Genomic DNA, 16,998 nt, shown 5'->3' with positions numbered 1-16,998 from the left:
ATCTTGCCGGCAAAGGCCGGAGCATAAGCCTTCCAGGAGGAGATGAGGCCCTTGCGGGACTGGCGGGTGGCGGTCGTGGTGTGGAGAGCCTGGCCGATGGCCTGGTAGATCGTGTCGACGTCAAGGTTCAACATGGTGCCGATACCCGCGGCGACGGAGGGGCCGAGGTGCGCCACGTGGTCGATCTTCCACTCGTGAAGGCAAATGCCCTTGACCAGGTTGACCTGGATTTCGTAGCCGGTAGCCAGGCCGCGGATGAGGTCCTTGCCAGTCAGCCCCTTGTGCTGTGCCACGGCGAGAATCGGCGGGATGTTATCGCCCGGGTGCGAGTACTCGGCGGCGAGGAAGGTGTCGTGGTAGTCCAGCTCGCGCACGGCAGTGCCGTTGGCTAGGGCTGCCCACTCGGCGGAGTAGTTACCGTCCACGCCGAAGATGGTGGCGCCGCCTTCCGGCACCGGGTGGGCCTGCGCAATAACGCGGGCGGAGGTCACCGGGCGGCGGGTGGCAGAGGCAACAGCCACGGAGGCGTTATCGATGATGCGGTTGATAATCATCTCGGTGGTCTCAGCCGGAACCTCGACGGGATCGGCGGCTACCTTGGCGATCTTGTAGGCGAGGTGCTCTTCGATGGGGAAGTCCTCGGCAGACTTGTGGGTACGTACTTCGTGGTTAATCAACGGGTTTTCCTCCTAGACAACAACGGCTGCGATAGGAATCACACTAACCCCAGCCCGTGCGCCCTGCCACATGTGTAAACTGTGACTATCTGTTGCAGGAATTTGCGTTCCTTGCAAAACTTGTGGAATCCCCAGGCAGGGCGGCTTTTTAGGAGGATACAGACGGTGACTAAGCACTACGCGGGGGCGAGAATCCACGCACTACGCAAGGAACGCAAACTCACCCAAGCCGCTATGGCGAAGCAGCTGGGGCTATCCACCAGCTATCTCAATCAGCTGGAGAATGACCAGCGCCCCCTCACCGTCACCGTCCTCATGCAGCTGACTCAGCGCTTCGGTGTTGATGCCACCTACTTCGCCGGGGACCGTGACCTGCGTGCGCTCGCCGAGCTGCGCCAGCTCTTCCCCGAGGCACCTGAGGCTACTCTTACCGATCTCAGCGGGCGCTTCCCCGAGCTCGTGCCCCGGCTTGTCGACGCCGCCGCGCACGCCCCCACCGAACCCGGCCCCTTCGAAGCTGTGCGTGACTTCTTTTATGACGCGCACAACTACGTCCACAGTCTCGACATCGCCGCCGAGGAGCTTTCCGATTCGCTCGGGGACCGAGTTCTGCGCCGCGGGCGCTTGGCTTCCGTCTTGCAGGATGAATTCGGTGTCACGACGCGCTTTTCTTCCTCGTCCCCGCGCCGACGCACTTTCCACAATCGCGAGCTGCACCTGCGCGCGGGACTTACGGAATCCCAGCTGGTTTTTGAGATGGCCCTCCAATACTGCCTGCTGGCCTACCCGGAGCATTGCGCGGAACTCGTCGCCGAACTACCTGGCGAAGAAGCACAAGCCATTGGTACGCTGGGCCTCGCGCAGTATTTTGCCGCCGCCGTGACCATGCCTTATACCCAGTTCCTCGCCACTGCGGAGGAAACGCGCTATGACATCGACGTCATCGCGACGGCCTTTGGCACTGGTTTCGAAACCACCGCGCAGCGCTTGGCGACGTTACAGCGACCCGGCCACCAAGGTGTTCCCTTCTCCTTCATCCGGACCGACCGCGCAGGCAATATCTCCAAGCGCCAGTCCTCCACTGCTTTCCATTTTGCGCGCAGTGGTGGCTCCTGCCCGTTGTGGGTGGTGCACCGAGCTTTTGAAACGCCAAACCGCATCACGCGCCAGGTGGCCTCGATGCCCGATGACCACACTTATTTGTGGATTGCGCGCTTCGTCCAAGGCCAGGCCCAGGCCTGGGGCACGCCGCGCAAGGAATTCGTCGTGGGTTTAGGCTGCGATATCGCGCAGGCAGATCGCGTGGTCTACGCGGATGCGCTCAACCTATCCCCTTCTGAGGCGACCCCCATCGGCCCGGGTTGTGCCGCCTGCCCACGCCCCGCGTGCCCGCAGCGCGCCTTCCCGCAGGCGGGCCGGCCCGTCAGCCTTGATCTCAACGCCACCCCGGTTTCGGCCTACGCGACCTCCTAGTTTTTCTTCTCTTCGCCTAGGCTTTCGAATTTCCTGCGGCGATGTCCGGTGGGCTTGCCAAGATAAGACGTGTTCGGCACCATGCCGAGTTCTCTTCTCTCACCTACGCAGGAGGTTCTCTCTCATGTCCAACCCTTATGCCGCTCCCCAGTTCTCCCCGGAACCAAACCCGGAGCAGCCAGAACCGAAGAAAAAGAAGAAAGGCGGCTGCCTCAAGTGGGGCGCGGGAGCAGTCGCGGTTCTCGTGCTCGGCAGCGCCGCCCTCAATGGAGGGTCTGACAGCGATGACCCGACCAACACCGCCGCACCGGAGTCAAGCACGAGCATCACGGCCAGCGAATCGCTAGATGCTGTGCTGAGCATCCCGACGCTCGATATCAACAACGCCGCAGCCGACGTGGAATCTACCCAGAGCGATAACGACGCTGCTGACGACGCCGAGCCCAAGGAATTCAAGAATGCGCTCCGCGCCGCGAAGAACTACTTGGATTTTTCGGCTTTCTCCGAGGCCAAGCTCTATGACCAGCTCACCTCCGAGTATGGCTCACAATTCACCCCCGAGGCGGCACAGTATGCGATGGAGAACATCGACGTGGATTGGAACGCCGAGGCTCTCGAGTCCGCAGAGAATTACCTAGAGTTTGCAGCCTTCTCCAAGGTCAAGCTCTATGACCAGCTCACCTCCGAGTACGGCGAGAAGTTCACTCCGGAGCAGGCGCAGTACGCCGTCGACACGGTGAACGCCGACTGGAACGCTGAAGCCGTCGAGGCGGCGGAGACCTATCAGGACATGATGCCGATGTCCGGCCCAGCGCTACTCGAGCAGCTCACCAGCGAATACGGAGACCAGTTCACCATGGAAGAAGCCCAGCATGCGGTGAGCACACTGGGCTTATAAAGCCGAGCCGAAGCTAGAACGGAGCTGGAGCCTGCCTACTCGAGGTCGTCGTGGGCAACCAGGCGGCGGGCTGCCTCGGTGATGGTGCCGGACAGCGACGGGTAGACCGCGAAGGAATCCGCCAGCTGGTTCACGGTGAGCTGGTTGGTCACCGCCACGGCGATAGGCAGGATGAGCTCGGAAGCGGTCGGGGCGACGATAACGCCGCCGATAACGCGGCCGGAGGTGGCGCGGCAGAAGAGCTTGACAAAACCGTGCTGCAGGGAACGCATCTTGGCGCGCGGGTTGGTGTTCAACGGCATCGTGATGGTACGCGCGGCGACCTCACCGGCCTCAATCTCTGCCTGGGTGAAGCCCACGGCAGCGATCTCCGGGCGGGTAAACACGGCGGTTGCCACAGTCTTCAAGCGCAGCGGGGACACGCCCTCACCCAGGGAGTGGTACATGGCGATGCGGCCCTGCATCGCGGCAACGGAGGCCAACGGGAAGAGGTCGGAGCAGTCACCCGCAGCGTAGATGCCGGCAACGTTGGTGCGGGAAACGCGGTCAACCTCAATGTGACCGGACTTCGTGGTAGCCACACCAACGTGCTCAAGGCCCAGGTTCTTCGTATTCGGGATGGAACCGATGGACATGATGACGTGGGAGCCGTGGATCTCGCGACCATCCTGGGTCTTCACCACAACGTTTCCGTCCTCGGTGCGGGAGACCGTTTCGACGCGGCAGTTCTTCTCCAGCTCCACGCCGCGCTCAGCCAGGACGGTCTCGAGGACGTCGGCAGCGTCGGCGTCGTCGTGCGGCAGAATGCGGTCGCGGGACGCCACCATGGTCACGCGCACGCCCATCTCCGCGAATGCGGAGACGAACTCTGCACCGGTCACACCGGAGCCCACCACGATGAGGTGCTCCGGCTCCTCCTTGAGGTCATACACCTGCTGCCAGGTGAGGATGCGCTCGCCGTCCGGCTGCGCGCCCGGCAGAATGCGCGGGGTGGCACCGGTAGCAACGAGGACGAGGTCCGCGTCGAGGGTTTCCGTAGTGCCATCCTTGTGGGTGACATCAACCTTGTGCGCTGCGCCCTTCACACCATGCTGGTCCTCAGAGAAGGCGGCGCGACCATCAATGACCTTGACGCCGATCTTCTCCAGGCCCGCGCGCACGTCACGGGACTGGTTCGTGGCTAGGGCCTGGACACGGCTGTTGAGCGCTTCCAGGCTCAGCTGCAGGGAGCCGAGCTGGTGGTTCAGGCCCATATCGTCCGCGCGGCGGAAGTCGGTGCGAATGTTGGCGCCAGCGATGAAGGACTTCGAGGGCACACAGTCCAAGAGAACGGAGGAGCCACCGGGGCCCTGTTCCTCAACCAACGTAATGTGCGCGCCGTACTTGGCGCCGGCGGTCGCAGCCTCGTAGCCTGCGGGGCCACCGCCGATAATTACGATGCGGGGGGCTTCCTGTGACACTGTCGCTCCTTTTTTTAAAATTCTGCCTATAAGAACTCTGGGGAAATCCTTGTCACAGTGTAGTGCTTAGGCGCTTAATCCTCCACGTTGGCGAACTGTTCTGCTACGGAACCAAAGAGTTTGACGCCCACGCCGATAGCCCGCTCATCAGGTGCCAAATCCCCCATGTGGAGATCGTGCTGTTCGCCTTCACCAGACCAGCAGCCCAAACGGGCCATGGAGCCGGGCACCTTTTCCAAGTACCAGGAGAAATCCTCGCCGCCCGAGGACTGCGGGGCCTGAACCACGGCTTGCGGGTCGATGGCCTGGGCAGCGCTGGCGAGGAGGGCGGTAGAGACGTCGTCGTTAAGCACGGGCGGAACCCCACGGTGATAGACCAACTCGTGCTCCACACCCAGGGGCGCTAGCACCTGTTCCACCAACTCAGAGAAGAGCTGCTGCATGTCGCGCCAAATGCCGATGTCTGCCGTGCGCATCGTGCCGGACACAGAACCGGTCTCAGGGATCGCGTTCGGGGCATAACCCGAATTCACCTGGCCAAACACTAAAACGGTGCCGGTGCGTGGATCGACGCGGCGCGAGAGCAAGCCCGGCAGGTCCGTCAGCAGCTTGCCCAGGGCATAGACGACGTCTGCCGACAAGTGCGGGCGCGAGGTGTGCCCGCCCGGGCCGGAGACATTAATTTCCACAACATCGGTGGCCGAGGTAATGGCCCCGGCGCGAACGCCGATACGTCCGACGCGCAGCTTTGGTTCGACGTGCACGGCAAAGATGGAGTTCACGCCTTCGAGCGCACCCCACTCGATGACGTCGGTGGCGCCGCCCACCCACACCTCTTCGGCGGGCTGGAAGATGACACGAACACCGAAATCTAGCGGATGCTCGCGATTAAGGTCCGCCAAGGCGCAGGCCGTGGCCAGCGCAATGGTGGTGTGCATATCATGCCCGCAGGCATGCATGACTCCGGGCACCTCAGAGGTGTATTCGAGTCCGGTGACTTCGGTGACGGGAAGCGCGTCAATATCGGCGCGGAAGGCCAAGCGCCCGAGTTCCGTATCGGGCCCGATATCCACCATGAGGCCGGTTTCGGGGAAAAGGTGCGGCTCCAAGCCATACTCACGCAGGGTGCGGCACAGGAAGCGGGTGGTTTCTACCTCGTTATTAGAGGTCTCCGGATGGCGGTGAATATGGCGGCGCCACGCGATGACCTCCGCACGGTGGTTGCTGAACCACTCACTGACGTAGTCCGAGATCATTGCTTCCTCCTCCGTGGTTTCCTCTTGGGAAGAGTCTACAACTAGACCATGCGGTTCAGTTAGTCGGGCAGGTCACGCGCTAGATATACTGAGTGGTCTGTCCTGCTCGACGGTTTCGCTACAGGTCGATATTGCGGGGGCCGTAGAGGCGATCGCCGGCGTCACCCAGCCCCGGCACGATATAGGCGTCCTCGTTGAGGGAGGGATCAATCGCTGCGGTGACCAAGCGAACTGGCAAGCCCGAGTTAGCCAGCGCATCAACGCCCGGCTGCGCGGACACCATGCAGATTGCCGTGATGTCGGTAGCGCCGCGGTCCGCGAGGAGCTTCAGGGAGTGCAGGAGGGAACCACCCGTGGCGAGCATCGGATCAACCACGAAGACACTCCGACCGCTGAGATCCTCCGGCAGGGCTTCCAGGTAAGGCACCGGCTCGTGGGTTTCTTCATCGCGCGCCATGCCAATGAAGCCCACCTGGGCATCCGGGATCATGGACAATGCCGGATCAATCATGCCCAGGCCAGCGCGAATAATGGGCACGATGATCGGCGGATCCTGCAGGCGGGTACCGTCGGCCGTGGCGACGGGAGTGACACACTCAAAGTGCTCAACGGGCAGGTCGCGCGCCGCCTCATAAACGAGCATGGTGCCCAGATCTCGCAAGGCAGCGCGGAAGGCAGCGTTGTCGCTGCGGGCATCGCGCATGAGGGTCAGCCGGGATGTGGCGAGGGGGTGGTCTACTACGTGGATATCCATGTCCTTCACTGTATAAGAATTGGTCGGGAACCGATCAGCGGGCGATGAAGTCTAATAGGGCATGACTAGCTTCGATACTTTCACCATTGATACTGAACACACTCGCCGCTTAGCCCACGAGCTTGCCGCTGTCTCTCAGGCCTCCCCCACTCCTTCTCCCGAGCTACCGGTAGAACCGGTCGTGGGCGGCTTTAGCAGTGCGTTCAACGCCGCCATGGAGAATCTCACCGCACGCCTTGCCCAGGTCAGAGCAGATGCCGGAGCGGTAGCAGAGTCCAGCTTCCGCATGGCGCGGGAAGCCGAGGAGACCGATAGTGCCCTCGCGAGCGCGTGTGGAGGTCTGTGATGCTGGAATCAGCCATTGCTCAGATTGCGCGGATGCAGCCGGCGCAGCTTCCCGACGTCTCCCTGCCCACTGTGCCCGATCTCACTGTCGCGGGACCCCTCGCGGAGATAGCGCACGGTGATCCGCGAGCGCTCTTGGATACCGCCCGCCAGGCCACTGAGGATCTCTCCACGGCCCGCTCCGCTCTGGATTCCGCGCGCGGACTAATTTCAGCGGCCGTCAAGGAACTCATCGGACTGGGCTTGGAGCTACTCCAGCGCGGGTTACCTATAGCTCTGGGGTTGCTTATTCCGAACCCGGCGGCACAGGCCACAGCGCGCTCAGCATTGCAGGCTCTCGCTATGGAGTACGTTGGCAAGGCACTGCAGCGCTTGAAGCACTTAGCCGGCGAACTCCTACAGGCGGCGGCTCCCCTCGTTCCCATCGGCCAGCGCGCGGTACGTCCGTCTGTTCGCGGCCCGCAGGAGGAAAGCACGGCGCGCCACGCGCTCGTCGCCCCGGCGGCGGAGAACGGGGCAACCACGCGGGGACAGGCCGCAGCACAAGCAGCGCTATCCCAGGTGGGGACTCCCTATGGCTGGGGTGGAACCGGCAACGGTAGTTTCGACTGCTCCGGGCTCACCCAATGGGCGTGGCGCCAGGCCGGCGTGGAACTGCCGCGCACCGCTGAAAGCCAAACCGTGGGCCGACAGGTCAGCGCGGAGGAACTACAGGCCGGTGACCTCATCGTGTGGGATGGGCACGTGGCTATGTACTCCGGCGACGGGCAGATGGTGGAGGCCGGAAGCCCCGTGCAAACCAATCCATTGCGCACCAACAACATGGGGATGGCTTTCAAAGGCTTCTGGAGACCCACAGGGTAGACTGTTTCCCCATGAACACCCGCGCTATTGTCCCTATCCAACTCTCCCTTTCCGAGGGCGATTTTTATACCCTATGGGCGCCAAAGTGGCGCCAGAACGGCTCCGAGTGGCAGGCCTTTCTTGGTGATGATGAGTCTGTCCTGCTCTTTAAAACTGAAGCTGAACTGCTGTGCTTCCTCGAGTCTGGTACGAAGCATGACTTGCTCGATCACCCCAAGTGGGAAGTGTTCAACTCCCAAGCGGCGGACCGCGTGGTTCCTGAAAAGAAGCACGTGTACGACCTCGTCGGCATGCCGAAGTACCTCGCCGGCCGCCCGAGCCACGAGAACGTCTCCACGGTCGCGCGCTGCTTGGAGATTGCGCACTCGCTGGCAGAGGTCGGCGGCGCCGAGCACACCGTCATCTTCTTCGCTTCACACTCCATCCTGCGCAACCCTGCCCGCGGTGCTGATCACTACGCCGGCGACCAGGGCATGAGCGAGTGGTCCGGCGTGGGCCGCGTTATCCACAGCAACTGGCGCGCAGTCATCGAAGACCTCGACAAGGTGGTCAAGGTCGTTCCTTCTTCTGATTTCGCCCAGGATGCAACCACGAGCGCCGCCACCCGCATCTCCTCAGCCACCGAAGCGGCGGAGGAAGCACGCAAAAAGGCCGAGGAAGAGCGCAAGGCCGCCGCGCAATCGGCAGATCCTTATGACAGCTCCCCGTGGGCAGCCGCAGGTATCGACCCGGTAAAGATCACCGCCGACCAAAGGACGGTCTACACCCTGCGCACCTACCTCAACGGCAAGCCGGTGTTCCTGGGCAAGTGGGGCGAGATCTTCACTTTCCCCAGCTCCAAGGTGCTCGTGCGCTGGATCATGGAAAATGACGACCACGACTTGGCCAAGGTCTCCACCTGGGAAGAGGTCGTTGCCGCAGCGAACGCCGGTGAGCTGGAAGTCACGGTCCACCCGGATAACCAGTACAACTTCAACGGCGTCGTGCGTGACATTGAAAAGGGCCCCGAGGCGGTCGATACGGATCAGATGGGCCGCTGCTACGAAGTCTGCGCTGATGCCGCCGACTGGTCCGGGGATGACTCCATCAACTCCTACATGCTGCAGAACCCGCGATTCCAGGACTACCTGGGCTACATGCTCGGATCCACCGAGCACGCAGGCTACGTCCCCTCCAAGCCCTACACCGAGCACGCGGAGTCCTGGAAGGGCCTGGAAGACATGCTGACGAAGCGCTTCTCCCGCTTTTAGTTTCTACTCGGAGGACTCAGTTTCTTCTTTCTCGGAAGCGTCCTCCGCGAATTCCGGATCCGCCAGCTCCTCGTACGCGGGCAGAATCTCCTGCTCGATGAGGCGCTGGCGGTCCTCTTCGCTGGCAAAAGAGTTCTCAACCGCCTTGATGGTGAGGTCGAAGAACTCCTCCAACCCATAGCCAAAGGTCTCGCTCAGGGCCAAGAAGACGTCACTGAGTTTCTCGCCCGCGACCGAGCAGGTAAAGCCGAGCTGTTGCAGCAGCGGAAGAGGGTGATCAGCCAGCTCATCTGCAGGCAGCTCCTCCAGTGGCGCGAAGGTCAGCGCGATGCGGCGATCCCGCACCCACGCAGAGGCCTTGCCCGGGCGAACGCCGTCAAGGTCGGCACCGAAATCATCGACGAGATCAGTGGCGTGCACAAGGCGCGTCGCGCCGGCGTGCACAGCCGCCACGGCATCCTCATAAGAATCGACATCGCGCTCCCACGGGATGAAATCCGCGCGGAGCTTCTCAGCCGCGGACAGCTCGGTCAGCGCCACGCCAACCGCGGCCTCGCTGGCATCGCCCTCGACGATAAGCCGGGCATCGATTCCAGGAACGTCCAGTCCTTCCTGCGCGGCGGCGAGGGCCTCGGCCGCGTCGAAGGGGAAGGCGCTGGGGCGGAGACGGAGCTCGGCGTAGACCACGTGGTCGTCGGCAAGCGCCTGCACAACAGCGTGCGTGGCCGCGCGGAGCTCCTCTGGGGTGGAAGCATCCGTGGGCAACGGCGCGAAGAGCGTCACCTTGGGCAGGCCGGCGAAAATCTCGGCGCCGGAGTCTTTGTTCTCTGGGCTAATTAGTGGTGCGTCATGCATGAGGATCATCCTAGGGCGGGGTCTAGGATTAAGCACGCTATGAAACATGTCCCCGCGATCCTCACTGCCCTCGCCTTGGCCGCGACGCCACCGGCGTTTGCAGAGGAGCAAGAGTCCTCATCGCCCACGCGCACCACCGCGCCGGATACTGACTCTTGCCCACATTCCCTCGTCCCCGAGGAGCCGACGACCACCTCTGAGCGGTTGGCTCCCGGCCAGGCCGCGCCCACTCCCCTGCCCGCGGTTGAGGGCGCTGCGTGCGGCGTGACCGCCCCGCGCGGTTTTCGGGTCAATAAGGACGTGGTGGCGTCGGCGTGGATGGTCAGTGACCTGGACACCGGCGAGATCATCGCCATGAAGGACCCTAATGGGCGCTACCGCCCAGCCTCCATCATCAAGGCGCTGCTGGCGCTCGTGGTCATCGAGGAGCTTCCCCTGGACCAACGCATCACCGCCACGCTTGACGACGCCTCCATCGAGGGCTCCGCCGTCGGCCTCGGCCCCGATGGGGTCTATACCGTGGAGCAGCTTTTGCAGGGTTTGCTCATGGCCTCCGGAAACGACGCCGCGCACGCCCTCGCGCAGACCATCGGCGGGGATAACGAGGCGCTCGCGAAGGTCAACGCAAAGGCGAAGGAGATTGGCACGCGCTCGACGGTGGCGGCGAGCTACTCCGGGCTGGACGCGGCGGGTATGTCGACGTCCGCGGCGGATATCTCGTTGATCTACCGCGCGGCTTTTGCCAACGACACCTTCGCGCGCATCGTCGATACCGAGCACGTGGAGTTTCCCGGCTGGGGCGAGATGCCCGGTTATGAGCTCTGGAACGACAACGGCCTCTTCCTCAACGACCCGGATGGTATCGGCGGCAAGACCGGCTATACCGAGGACGCGCACCACACCTTCGTCGGTGCGATCAACCGCGATGGGCGTCGCCTGCAGGCGGTCCTCCTCGACACAACCGTTGAGCATGGTTTCCGCGCGTGGGAACAGGCGCAGATGCTTCTCGACGAAGCCTCCGACGTCCCGCCCGGCGACGGCGTGGGGCAGCTCGATGATTTCGCGGCTGGGAGGCAGGAACCTTCGGAGTCGCAGGAGCCAAGCGAAGCGCCCGCCGCGCCTGCTGCTCCCGCCACCTCGGAGGCCGCTGCGCAGTCTTCGTCCTTTGGGGACTCGCAGGGCTGGATCGGCTGGCTGGTGGCGGGCCTCGTCGCCCTCCTCGTGGTAGTGGTTGCTACTTTTTCACTACTTCGGCGTTAGCCATGATGTCGTGCTGGCCGCGAAGCGCGTTCTTCGGGCCAATCGTGGTCACCACGTAGAGGGCACCAAAGAAGGCGATCAGCGGCCCAATGAGCGGCACGAGGGAGGCCACGCGCCACCAATTGCGCTTAATGCTCTGCTGCCAGGTGAGCTTCTCGTGCGTCGTGACATCACGCACGGTGTAGCCAGCAATCAGCTTTGCCGGCGTTGCCCCTACGAGGACCTCGAAGCAGATGTAATAGGCCACCGTGATGATGCCCGAGAAGCTGGTGAGCCAGACCTCATTGAGAGTGGAGTTGTACACCCCGACGCTAAGTAAGAGGGACACACCAATCGCCGCAATGACGTAGTCGATGACGGCCAAAGCCACGCGGGTGCCGGGGGTCGCACGCGGGGCGTCGTACGCGGGCGCAGTGAGCGCGGGAGCGTGGTGGTTTTCGTCCCAGCGGCCGGTATTCGCGTAGTCCTCCAGTTGCGCCCAGGTCAGCCGGGCGCCTGATTCTACCTTTTGGTCATAGCTTGCCCGGGAAGAAGGCTCGCAGAGAATGCGGGCGGCAACGGCGAGCTCTTCGCGCTCCGAATCCTCGGGGAGGAAGCCGAGGCCTTCGAGGCGGGCGTCGGCAGCCGCCAGCTGCACGCTAAGTTCGCGTGAGGTCGCGCGCGAATCCAGAGTGAAGTGTTCGTACAGGTTCGGAGCGAAAGATACTGGAAGCATCGGCCTACTTTCGGCGCAGCAAGGCCCATGCGCCCGCGGCCGCCGCGCCGAGGGCGGCACCAGCACCCAAAGTCACACCCGGGTTCGGGCCCCGGCGGATCTCATTGCGGACGCGGATAACCGCTTGATCCGGAACCGGCGGGACCAGCAGCTCAAGGGATTCCTCGGTGGTGGCCGTCCACGCGGAAACGTACAGCACGACGCGCCACACCAGGTACATGACCACCATGAGGACAATCACGGGGCCGAACACGGCACCGGCCGGGTTGCCCGCCGCAGACGACATGATGACGGTGGACAACTGCTTGATGGCTTCAAAGAGCACCGCGCCGATGGCCGCACCCTTCAGGCCGGACTTGGTGGGCACCTTCGTGCGCGGTAGGAAGGCCACCATCCACCAGAAGACCAGGAAGTTAGCGATAAGACCGATGACGATACCGGCGATAACAAGCACCGCTCCCATGCCAGGGAAGGACTCGATACCAACCCACTCGAAGATCTTTTGGGTCAGTCCGGAGGAGCCCGCCGCCGTCACGCCGAAGGCAATAACCATGGCCACGAGCAGGCCGATGAGTCCCAGCAGGTCGCTGAGCTTCTTGGTCACAAAGTTGCCCGGGGCGTCAGTCGGATCCTGCATCCACATCGCCGAAATACCAATGCGCAGGTTATTCATCCAGCCCAGACCGGACCACAGGGTGGTCAGGCCACCGATGCCGTACATGGCGCCGCGCTGCTCAATCGCGGTATGCAGGAGCTCCGTGATCGAATTACCCAGATCACCCGATACGGCGTTGGTGATCTGCTCCTCCAGCTGCTGCATGAGGTCGGGGCGGTTCGCCAGCACGGTAGCGGCGGCGGCCACTGTGAGCATGAAGATGGGAAAGAGAGCCAGAACCGAGAAATACGTAATTCCGGCCGCGAACTGGTTGCCGCCTTGGCTGCCGTAGCGGTCCAGCATCTTCATAATGTGGTCGATGAAGCCGGACTTCTCACGGACTTTGTCTACCGCGCCCGGTTCATCAGCGTGAGCTCGCTCAATGCCGTAGTCATCGGTCTTCTTCTCATCAGGTCGAGTCGTTGGCGCCACTGGCCTTCCCCTTAAAAGTTAATTACAGAAACCTCTACACAGTCTTCATCATGCTAGCCAACTCAGCCGCGACGCGCGGGGAGGAACCCCACCGCCTCATAAACCTTGTCCACAAGCGGGGTGGCGATCTCCGTGGCGTGCTCGGCACCCTGGGCCAAGATGCGCTCGAGCTCGCCGCGGTCTTCCATAAGCTCGTCGTAACGAGCCTTGAGCGGAGTGGTGAAGGCCTCGAGCGCCTCGGCCGTATCGACCTTGAGGTGGCCATAGCCCTGACCGGCATACTTGTCCACGAGATCCGGGATGCTCTCCCCCGTCAGCGCGGACTGGATGGCCAGCAGGTTGGACACGCCCGGCTGCTTCTCGCGGTCAAAGGCCACCACTCCGAGATCATCGGTCACCGCAGACTTGATGCGCTTGGCGGAGGTCTTGGGAGCATCGAGCAGGTTCACGATGCCCTTCGGGTTTGCCCCCGACTTCGACATCTTGGCCGTTGGCTCCTGCAGGTCATAAATCTTGGCCGAGCCTTCTGGAATGAAGGCCTCCGGCACACGGAAGACCTCGCCGTACTTGTTGTTGAAGCGCTCCGCCAGGTTGCGGGTGAGCTCGAGGTGCTGGCGCTGATCCTCCCCCACCGGCACGTAGTGCGGGGAATACAGAAGGATATCCGCGGCCATCAAAACCGGATAGGTAAATAGGCCCACCGACGTGCGATCCTGGCCCTGCTTTTGAGACTTATCCTTGAACTGGGTCATGCGAGAGGCCTCACCAAAACCGGTCAGGCACTGCAAAACCCACGTCAGCTCCGCGTGCGCGGGGACGTGGGATTGGACGAAGAGGGTAGATTTCGCCGGGTCAATGCCCAATGCGATCAGCTGCGCAGCACCCGCCACGGTGCGGTGGCGCAGCTCCTCCGGGTTCTGCTCCACCGTAATGGCGTGCAGGTCCGGGATGAAGTAGAAAGCCTCGTGCGAGTCTTGCAGGTCAATCCACTGCTTGAGCGCTCCGAGGTAGTTACCCAGGTGATAAGAGTCCGCCGTGGGCTGGATGCCAGAGAGGACTCGAGAAGCGGAGTTCGATGCAGAAGTGGAGTCAGTCATGGTTGACCACTCTACTCTGCCGCCTCCGCTGGGGCGGCGCTGCGTCGGTTAAATCTTGCGGGAGGTCGGGCTAATAACGTCCATCATGACGGCGAAACCAGCCACCATGAACGCGCCGCCAACGCCCTGGAGGACGATCGGGCCAAGGAAGGCAAAGGACGGTCCGACGATGGTCCACCACCAGATACCCAGGGCAAGCAGAATAGCGCCGAGGACAAAGTAGATGATTGCGCGGGTCATGAGCATCTCCTGCGAAATAGAAAAGGACGTTAAGACGGGATTATCGTACCACTACTTGTATTCGGCTACTTATACTCGACCAGAAGCGGAGAGTGATCAGACCAGCGCTCCTCCACCGTCGGCGCCTTCTCGACCCAGGTGCGCTGTGCACGCTCCAACATGGCCTTCGTGGCCGCCTGGTAGTCGATGCGCCACCCGGCATCGTTGTTAAAGGCCTGTCCACGGTACGTCCACCACGTGTAGGGCCCCTCAGCCTCGGGGTGCAGGCGCCTGGCGACGTCAAACCACTGCGGATCCGCAGCCGCCTCCCACGCGGTCTTGGTCTCATAGTCCACCACGCCGAGCCAGTCCCCAAGCCCCTTCTTGTCTTGCGGTTGCTCATCCGGGAAAGAACCGAAGACGCGGTCCATGAAGGCGCGCTCCTCCGGCAGGTGGCCGGACTTCTTCTCGTTGGCCTTATTGTTCTTCAGGTCCTGGGCGCGGTGGCAGATGTTCCAGTCACCGCCGATGACGGCCTCCGGGTAGGCCGCGGCCATCTCATCCAAAACTTCAGAGAACTCATCCAAGAACAGGTACTTCTCATCCTGCTTCGGGGAATCGGTATCACCGGAGGGCAGATACAAAGAGGCCACCCGCACGCCTTCCACGGTGGCGGCGATGAAGCGGCCGGATTCGGCGAAGGAGCCGAAGCCCACGGAGACGTCGCCAAGCGCATGCTTCGATAGGATGCCCACGCCCGCGCGGCCCTTGGCGGCGGATTCGGCCTGAACCAGGTTCCATCCGGCCTCCAGAGCCGGGGCCAGGGCCTTCTGGGTCTGCTCAGGGTTGGCGCGCACCTCCTGCATGAGAACGACGTCGGCCGGCGTGGTCTCCAACCACGCGTTCATGCCCGGGTTGTTCTCATTGCGCTGTTTGCAGGCCGCGCGGATGCCGTTAACGTTGACGGAGGCGATGGTGAAACTCATGCCGGTCAGTCTAACGGTGTTCGATGATCTTTACGGAAGGGCCCAGGCGGCGCTTGTCCCACATGGTGATAGCCCAGGTGAGGCAGCCCGCCACCGCCAGGCCCGCACCGGCCAGCGCGGTGGAGTTATAGGAGTAGCCCGCGCCCACGACTGCACCACCGATGGCCGCGCCCGCCGCATTGGCGATGTTGAGGGCGGACTGATTCAACGCCGCCGCGAGGGTCTGCGCATCCCCCGCCACGTTGACCAGGCGCAGCTGCAGGGAAGGCACAAGGATGGAGCCGAAGAAGGCCAGGACGCCAAAGGCAATCGTGCCCGCCCACGCACTGTGCGCCACGAAATAGAAGGTCACCGACACACCAACCATGCAGATGAGAGCAAAAATAATGCCGAACTCCAGGTTGCGATCGGCCAGCCAGCCACCGGCGACGTTGCCGACGGTCATACCGATGCCATAAGCCATGAGCACAATCCACGTGTGGCTCGGGTCCATGCCGGCGACGTCTGTCATGGTCCACGTGATGTAGGTATAGACGGCGAACATGCCGCCGAAGCCAACGGTGCCGAGGAAGACGGTGAGCAGGACCTGGCTATTCTTCAAGGCACCGAGCTCAGTGAACATATCCGTTTCCGGCATGCGCGTCATGTGCGGGAAGAGGAAAAAGAGCAGCACCATCGTTAAGGCCGCAATGGCCACAACCAAGTAATAAGCCGCGTGCCAGCCCAATCCTTGGCCTAGGGCTTGGGCTGCCGGTACACCGATCACGGTGGCAACGGAAAGGCCCATGCCCACCATCGACATAGCAAAACCTTGGCGGCCAGGGGGCGCCATCGAGACCGCCGCCAGGTTAGCTACGGAGAAGTATGCGCCGTGCGGCAGACCCGCGATGAAGCGCGCCACCAGCAGGACGCCGTAGTTCGGGGCCAGGGCCGTCAGCAGGTTACCCACGAGCAAGAAGCCGATGAGCAGGATGATGAGGCGGCGGCGTGGGAGTTTACCCGTGAGTGCTGCGATGACCGGCGCACCCACGACGACGCCGAGCGCGTAGACGGAAATGACTACCGACGCCGTGTCTTCCGTAATCCCGAAATCATCCGCGATGAGCGGGAGAAGGCCCATCGAGGTGAACTCCGTGGTTCCGATGGCGAAGGCACCCAACGCCATGGCGACCATGACGATGGTGCGGCGCGTTGCGGAGATCTCCGTCTGACGCGGGACGGGACGGCGTTGGATACGGGTATTCATCGGTTTCACGGGGGCAGACCTTAGTGCTTTCCCTGCCAAGCTCGTAAGTCCAGCCGGAAAGGTTGTGCCAAGTACACAGACTTCCCCCACTAGTGGCGCGAGTCACAGGGGGACCGGCACGGCGAGAAAGCAAGACAGGTATCCTGTGAGGTTGAACAGTTTTCAACTTCTTTAGGAGAACCATGGCAAAGATTATCTGGACCCGTACCGACGAGGCGCCGTTGTTGGCGACCTACTCCTTCAAGCCGGTCGTAGAGGCCTTCGCCTCCACTGCGGGCATCGAGGTAGAAACCCGCGACATTTCCCTGGCCGGCCGCATCCTGGCCCAGTTCCCGGAGCGCCTTGGTGACAAGAAGGTCTCCGATGCCCTGGCTGAGCTTGGCCAGCTGGCCAAGACCCCGGAAGCCAACATCATTAAGCTGCCGAACATCTCCGCTTCCCTGGTGCAGCTCAAGAAGGCCATCGCTGAGCTGCAGGCCGCCGGCTACGACCTTCCGGAGTACGAAGAGGCTCAGGAGAAGTACGACGCCGTCAAGGGCTCCGCCGTCAACCCGGT

General features: G+C 62.7%; 18 protein-coding genes. 7 read left to right on the top strand and 11 right to left on the bottom strand.

Annotated features, from left to right (window positions below):
* Window positions 1-677: MmgE/PrpD family protein (locus tag RDN59_RS08160; RefSeq protein ID WP_308607406.1), on the bottom strand; the 677-nt coding region annotated here is incomplete at its 3' end.
* 165 nt (window positions 678-842) lie between these two features.
* Here RDN59_RS08160 and RDN59_RS08155 point away from each other — a divergent pair.
* Both RDN59_RS08155 and RDN59_RS08150 read left to right on the top strand, forming a co-directional pair.
* Entirely contained in the window at window positions 843-2,150 is a 1,308-nt protein-coding gene (locus RDN59_RS08155; protein WP_308607405.1) for a short-chain fatty acyl-CoA regulator family protein, read from the top strand.
* 124 nt (window positions 2,151-2,274) lie between these two features.
* Window positions 2,275-3,048 (top strand): Ltp family lipoprotein, encoded by a 774-nt coding sequence (locus RDN59_RS08150; protein ID WP_308607404.1) that lies wholly within the window; start codon window positions 2,275-2,277, stop codon window positions 3,046-3,048.
* Between the two features lie 35 nt (window positions 3,049-3,083).
* On the opposite strand, the gene RDN59_RS08145 is transcribed toward RDN59_RS08150, so the two are convergent.
* The 3 genes from RDN59_RS08145 to upp form a co-directional block, all read right to left on the bottom strand.
* Window positions 3,084-4,508, bottom strand: coding sequence for an NAD(P)H-quinone dehydrogenase (locus RDN59_RS08145; protein WP_308607403.1), 1,425 nt, complete (start codon window positions 4,506-4,508; stop codon window positions 3,084-3,086).
* A 74-nt stretch (window positions 4,509-4,582) separates the two neighbouring features.
* Window positions 4,583-5,764 (bottom strand): M20 family metallopeptidase, encoded by a 1,182-nt coding sequence (locus RDN59_RS08140; RefSeq protein WP_308607402.1) that lies wholly within the window; start codon window positions 5,762-5,764, stop codon window positions 4,583-4,585.
* Between the two features lie 118 nt (window positions 5,765-5,882).
* The gene (upp, locus tag RDN59_RS08135; RefSeq protein WP_046648363.1) at window positions 5,883-6,518 is read right to left on the bottom strand and encodes a uracil phosphoribosyltransferase; all 636 of its coding nucleotides are present in this window, start codon (window positions 6,516-6,518) and stop codon (window positions 5,883-5,885) included.
* Window positions 6,519-6,579: 61 nt separating this feature from the next.
* Here upp and RDN59_RS08130 point away from each other — a divergent pair, with 61 nt between their 5' ends.
* Genes RDN59_RS08130 through RDN59_RS08120 form a run of 3 tightly spaced genes read left to right on the top strand, consistent with a single transcriptional unit; the run spans window position 6,580 to window position 8,977 of the window.
* Window positions 6,580-6,864 (top strand): hypothetical protein, encoded by a 285-nt coding sequence (locus tag RDN59_RS08130; protein WP_308607401.1) that lies wholly within the window; start codon window positions 6,580-6,582, stop codon window positions 6,862-6,864.
* Window positions 6,864-7,727 (top strand): NlpC/P60 family protein, encoded by an 864-nt coding sequence (locus RDN59_RS08125; protein WP_308607400.1) that lies wholly within the window; start codon window positions 6,864-6,866, stop codon window positions 7,725-7,727. Before RDN59_RS08130 ends, RDN59_RS08125 begins: the two co-directional genes overlap by 1 nt.
* A gap of 11 nt (window positions 7,728-7,738) precedes the next feature.
* On the top strand, window positions 7,739-8,977 hold the full coding sequence (locus RDN59_RS08120; protein WP_308607399.1) for a hypothetical protein: 1,239 nt from the start codon (window positions 7,739-7,741) through the stop codon (window positions 8,975-8,977).
* A 3-nt stretch (window positions 8,978-8,980) separates the two neighbouring features.
* Here the strand turns inward: RDN59_RS08120 and RDN59_RS08115 are convergent, their stop codons facing one another.
* Window positions 8,981-9,832: an adenosine deaminase gene (locus tag RDN59_RS08115; protein ID WP_308607398.1), complete on the bottom strand. Its 852-nt coding sequence runs from the start codon at window positions 9,830-9,832 to the stop codon at window positions 8,981-8,983.
* A gap of 39 nt (window positions 9,833-9,871) precedes the next feature.
* Here RDN59_RS08115 and RDN59_RS08110 point away from each other — a divergent pair, with 39 nt between their 5' ends.
* Window positions 9,872-11,092 (top strand): serine hydrolase, encoded by a 1,221-nt coding sequence (locus tag RDN59_RS08110; RefSeq protein ID WP_308607397.1) that lies wholly within the window; start codon window positions 9,872-9,874, stop codon window positions 11,090-11,092.
* Here the strand turns inward: RDN59_RS08110 and RDN59_RS08105 are convergent.
* The 6 genes from RDN59_RS08105 to RDN59_RS08080 all read right to left on the bottom strand — a co-directional run bounded on the left by RDN59_RS08105 (window position 11,067) and on the right by RDN59_RS08080 (window position 16,442).
* Window positions 11,067-11,807, bottom strand: a complete 741-nt coding sequence (locus RDN59_RS08105; RefSeq protein WP_308607396.1) for an RDD family protein — start codon at window positions 11,805-11,807, stop codon at window positions 11,067-11,069. The two genes, RDN59_RS08110 and RDN59_RS08105, sit on opposite strands and share 26 nt — an antisense overlap.
* Window positions 11,808-11,811: 4 nt before the next feature.
* A complete protein-coding gene (locus RDN59_RS08100; protein WP_308607395.1) occupies window positions 11,812-12,894 on the bottom strand; it encodes a YhjD/YihY/BrkB family envelope integrity protein in 1,083 nt (360 codons plus the stop codon).
* A gap of 62 nt (window positions 12,895-12,956) precedes the next feature.
* A complete protein-coding gene (trpS, locus tag RDN59_RS08095) occupies window positions 12,957-13,991 on the bottom strand; it encodes a tryptophan--tRNA ligase (protein ID WP_308607394.1) in 1,035 nt (344 codons plus the stop codon).
* A gap of 48 nt (window positions 13,992-14,039) precedes the next feature.
* On the bottom strand, window positions 14,040-14,231 hold the full coding sequence (locus tag RDN59_RS08090; RefSeq protein WP_049157254.1) for a hypothetical protein: 192 nt from the start codon (window positions 14,229-14,231) through the stop codon (window positions 14,040-14,042).
* Window positions 14,232-14,296: 65 nt separating this feature from the next.
* The gene (locus tag RDN59_RS08085) at window positions 14,297-15,196 is read right to left on the bottom strand and encodes an exodeoxyribonuclease III (protein WP_308607393.1); all 900 of its coding nucleotides are present in this window, start codon (window positions 15,194-15,196) and stop codon (window positions 14,297-14,299) included.
* Between the two features lie 10 nt (window positions 15,197-15,206).
* Entirely contained in the window at window positions 15,207-16,442 is a 1,236-nt protein-coding gene (locus RDN59_RS08080; RefSeq protein ID WP_308607407.1) for an MFS transporter, read from the bottom strand.
* A gap of 182 nt (window positions 16,443-16,624) precedes the next feature.
* Between RDN59_RS08080 and RDN59_RS08075 the strand changes: the two genes are divergently transcribed.
* The coding region (locus tag RDN59_RS08075; protein WP_308607392.1) for an NADP-dependent isocitrate dehydrogenase at window positions 16,625-16,998 on the top strand (374 nt) is incomplete at its 3' end.

The sequence above is a fragment of the uncultured Corynebacterium sp. genome (assembly GCF_902489365.1).
In the GTDB taxonomy this organism is placed as follows: Bacteria; Actinomycetota; Actinomycetes; order Mycobacteriales; family Mycobacteriaceae; genus Corynebacterium.
This window is presented reverse-complemented; position numbering and strand designations above follow the sequence as displayed.

Excerpts from the sequence above, each read along its gene's own strand:
- RDN59_RS08150 (WP_308607404.1), top strand. The coding sequence starts at position 2,275 with ATGTCCAACCCTTATGCCGCTCCCCAGTTCTCCCCGGAACCAAACCCG.
- RDN59_RS08140 (WP_308607402.1), bottom strand. The coding sequence starts at position 5,764 with ATGATCTCGGACTACGTCAGTGAGTGGTTCAGCAACCACCGTGCGGAG.
- upp (WP_046648363.1), bottom strand. The coding sequence starts at position 6,518 with ATGGATATCCACGTAGTAGACCACCCCCTCGCCACATCCCGGCTGACC.
- RDN59_RS08130 (WP_308607401.1), top strand. The coding sequence starts at position 6,580 with ATGACTAGCTTCGATACTTTCACCATTGATACTGAACACACTCGCCGC.
- RDN59_RS08125 (WP_308607400.1), top strand. The coding sequence starts at position 6,864 with ATGCTGGAATCAGCCATTGCTCAGATTGCGCGGATGCAGCCGGCGCAG.
- RDN59_RS08120 (WP_308607399.1), top strand. The coding sequence starts at position 7,739 with ATGAACACCCGCGCTATTGTCCCTATCCAACTCTCCCTTTCCGAGGGC.
- RDN59_RS08115 (WP_308607398.1), bottom strand. The coding sequence starts at position 9,832 with ATGCATGACGCACCACTAATTAGCCCAGAGAACAAAGACTCCGGCGCC.
- RDN59_RS08110 (WP_308607397.1), top strand. The coding sequence starts at position 9,872 with ATGAAACATGTCCCCGCGATCCTCACTGCCCTCGCCTTGGCCGCGACG.
- RDN59_RS08105 (WP_308607396.1), bottom strand. The coding sequence starts at position 11,807 with ATGCTTCCAGTATCTTTCGCTCCGAACCTGTACGAACACTTCACTCTG.
- trpS (WP_308607394.1), bottom strand. The coding sequence starts at position 13,991 with ATGACTGACTCCACTTCTGCATCGAACTCCGCTTCTCGAGTCCTCTCT.
- RDN59_RS08090 (WP_049157254.1), bottom strand. The coding sequence starts at position 14,231 with ATGACCCGCGCAATCATCTACTTTGTCCTCGGCGCTATTCTGCTTGCC.
- RDN59_RS08085 (WP_308607393.1), bottom strand. The coding sequence starts at position 15,196 with ATGAGTTTCACCATCGCCTCCGTCAACGTTAACGGCATCCGCGCGGCC.
- RDN59_RS08080 (WP_308607407.1), bottom strand. The coding sequence starts at position 16,442 with ATGAATACCCGTATCCAACGCCGTCCCGTCCCGCGTCAGACGGAGATC.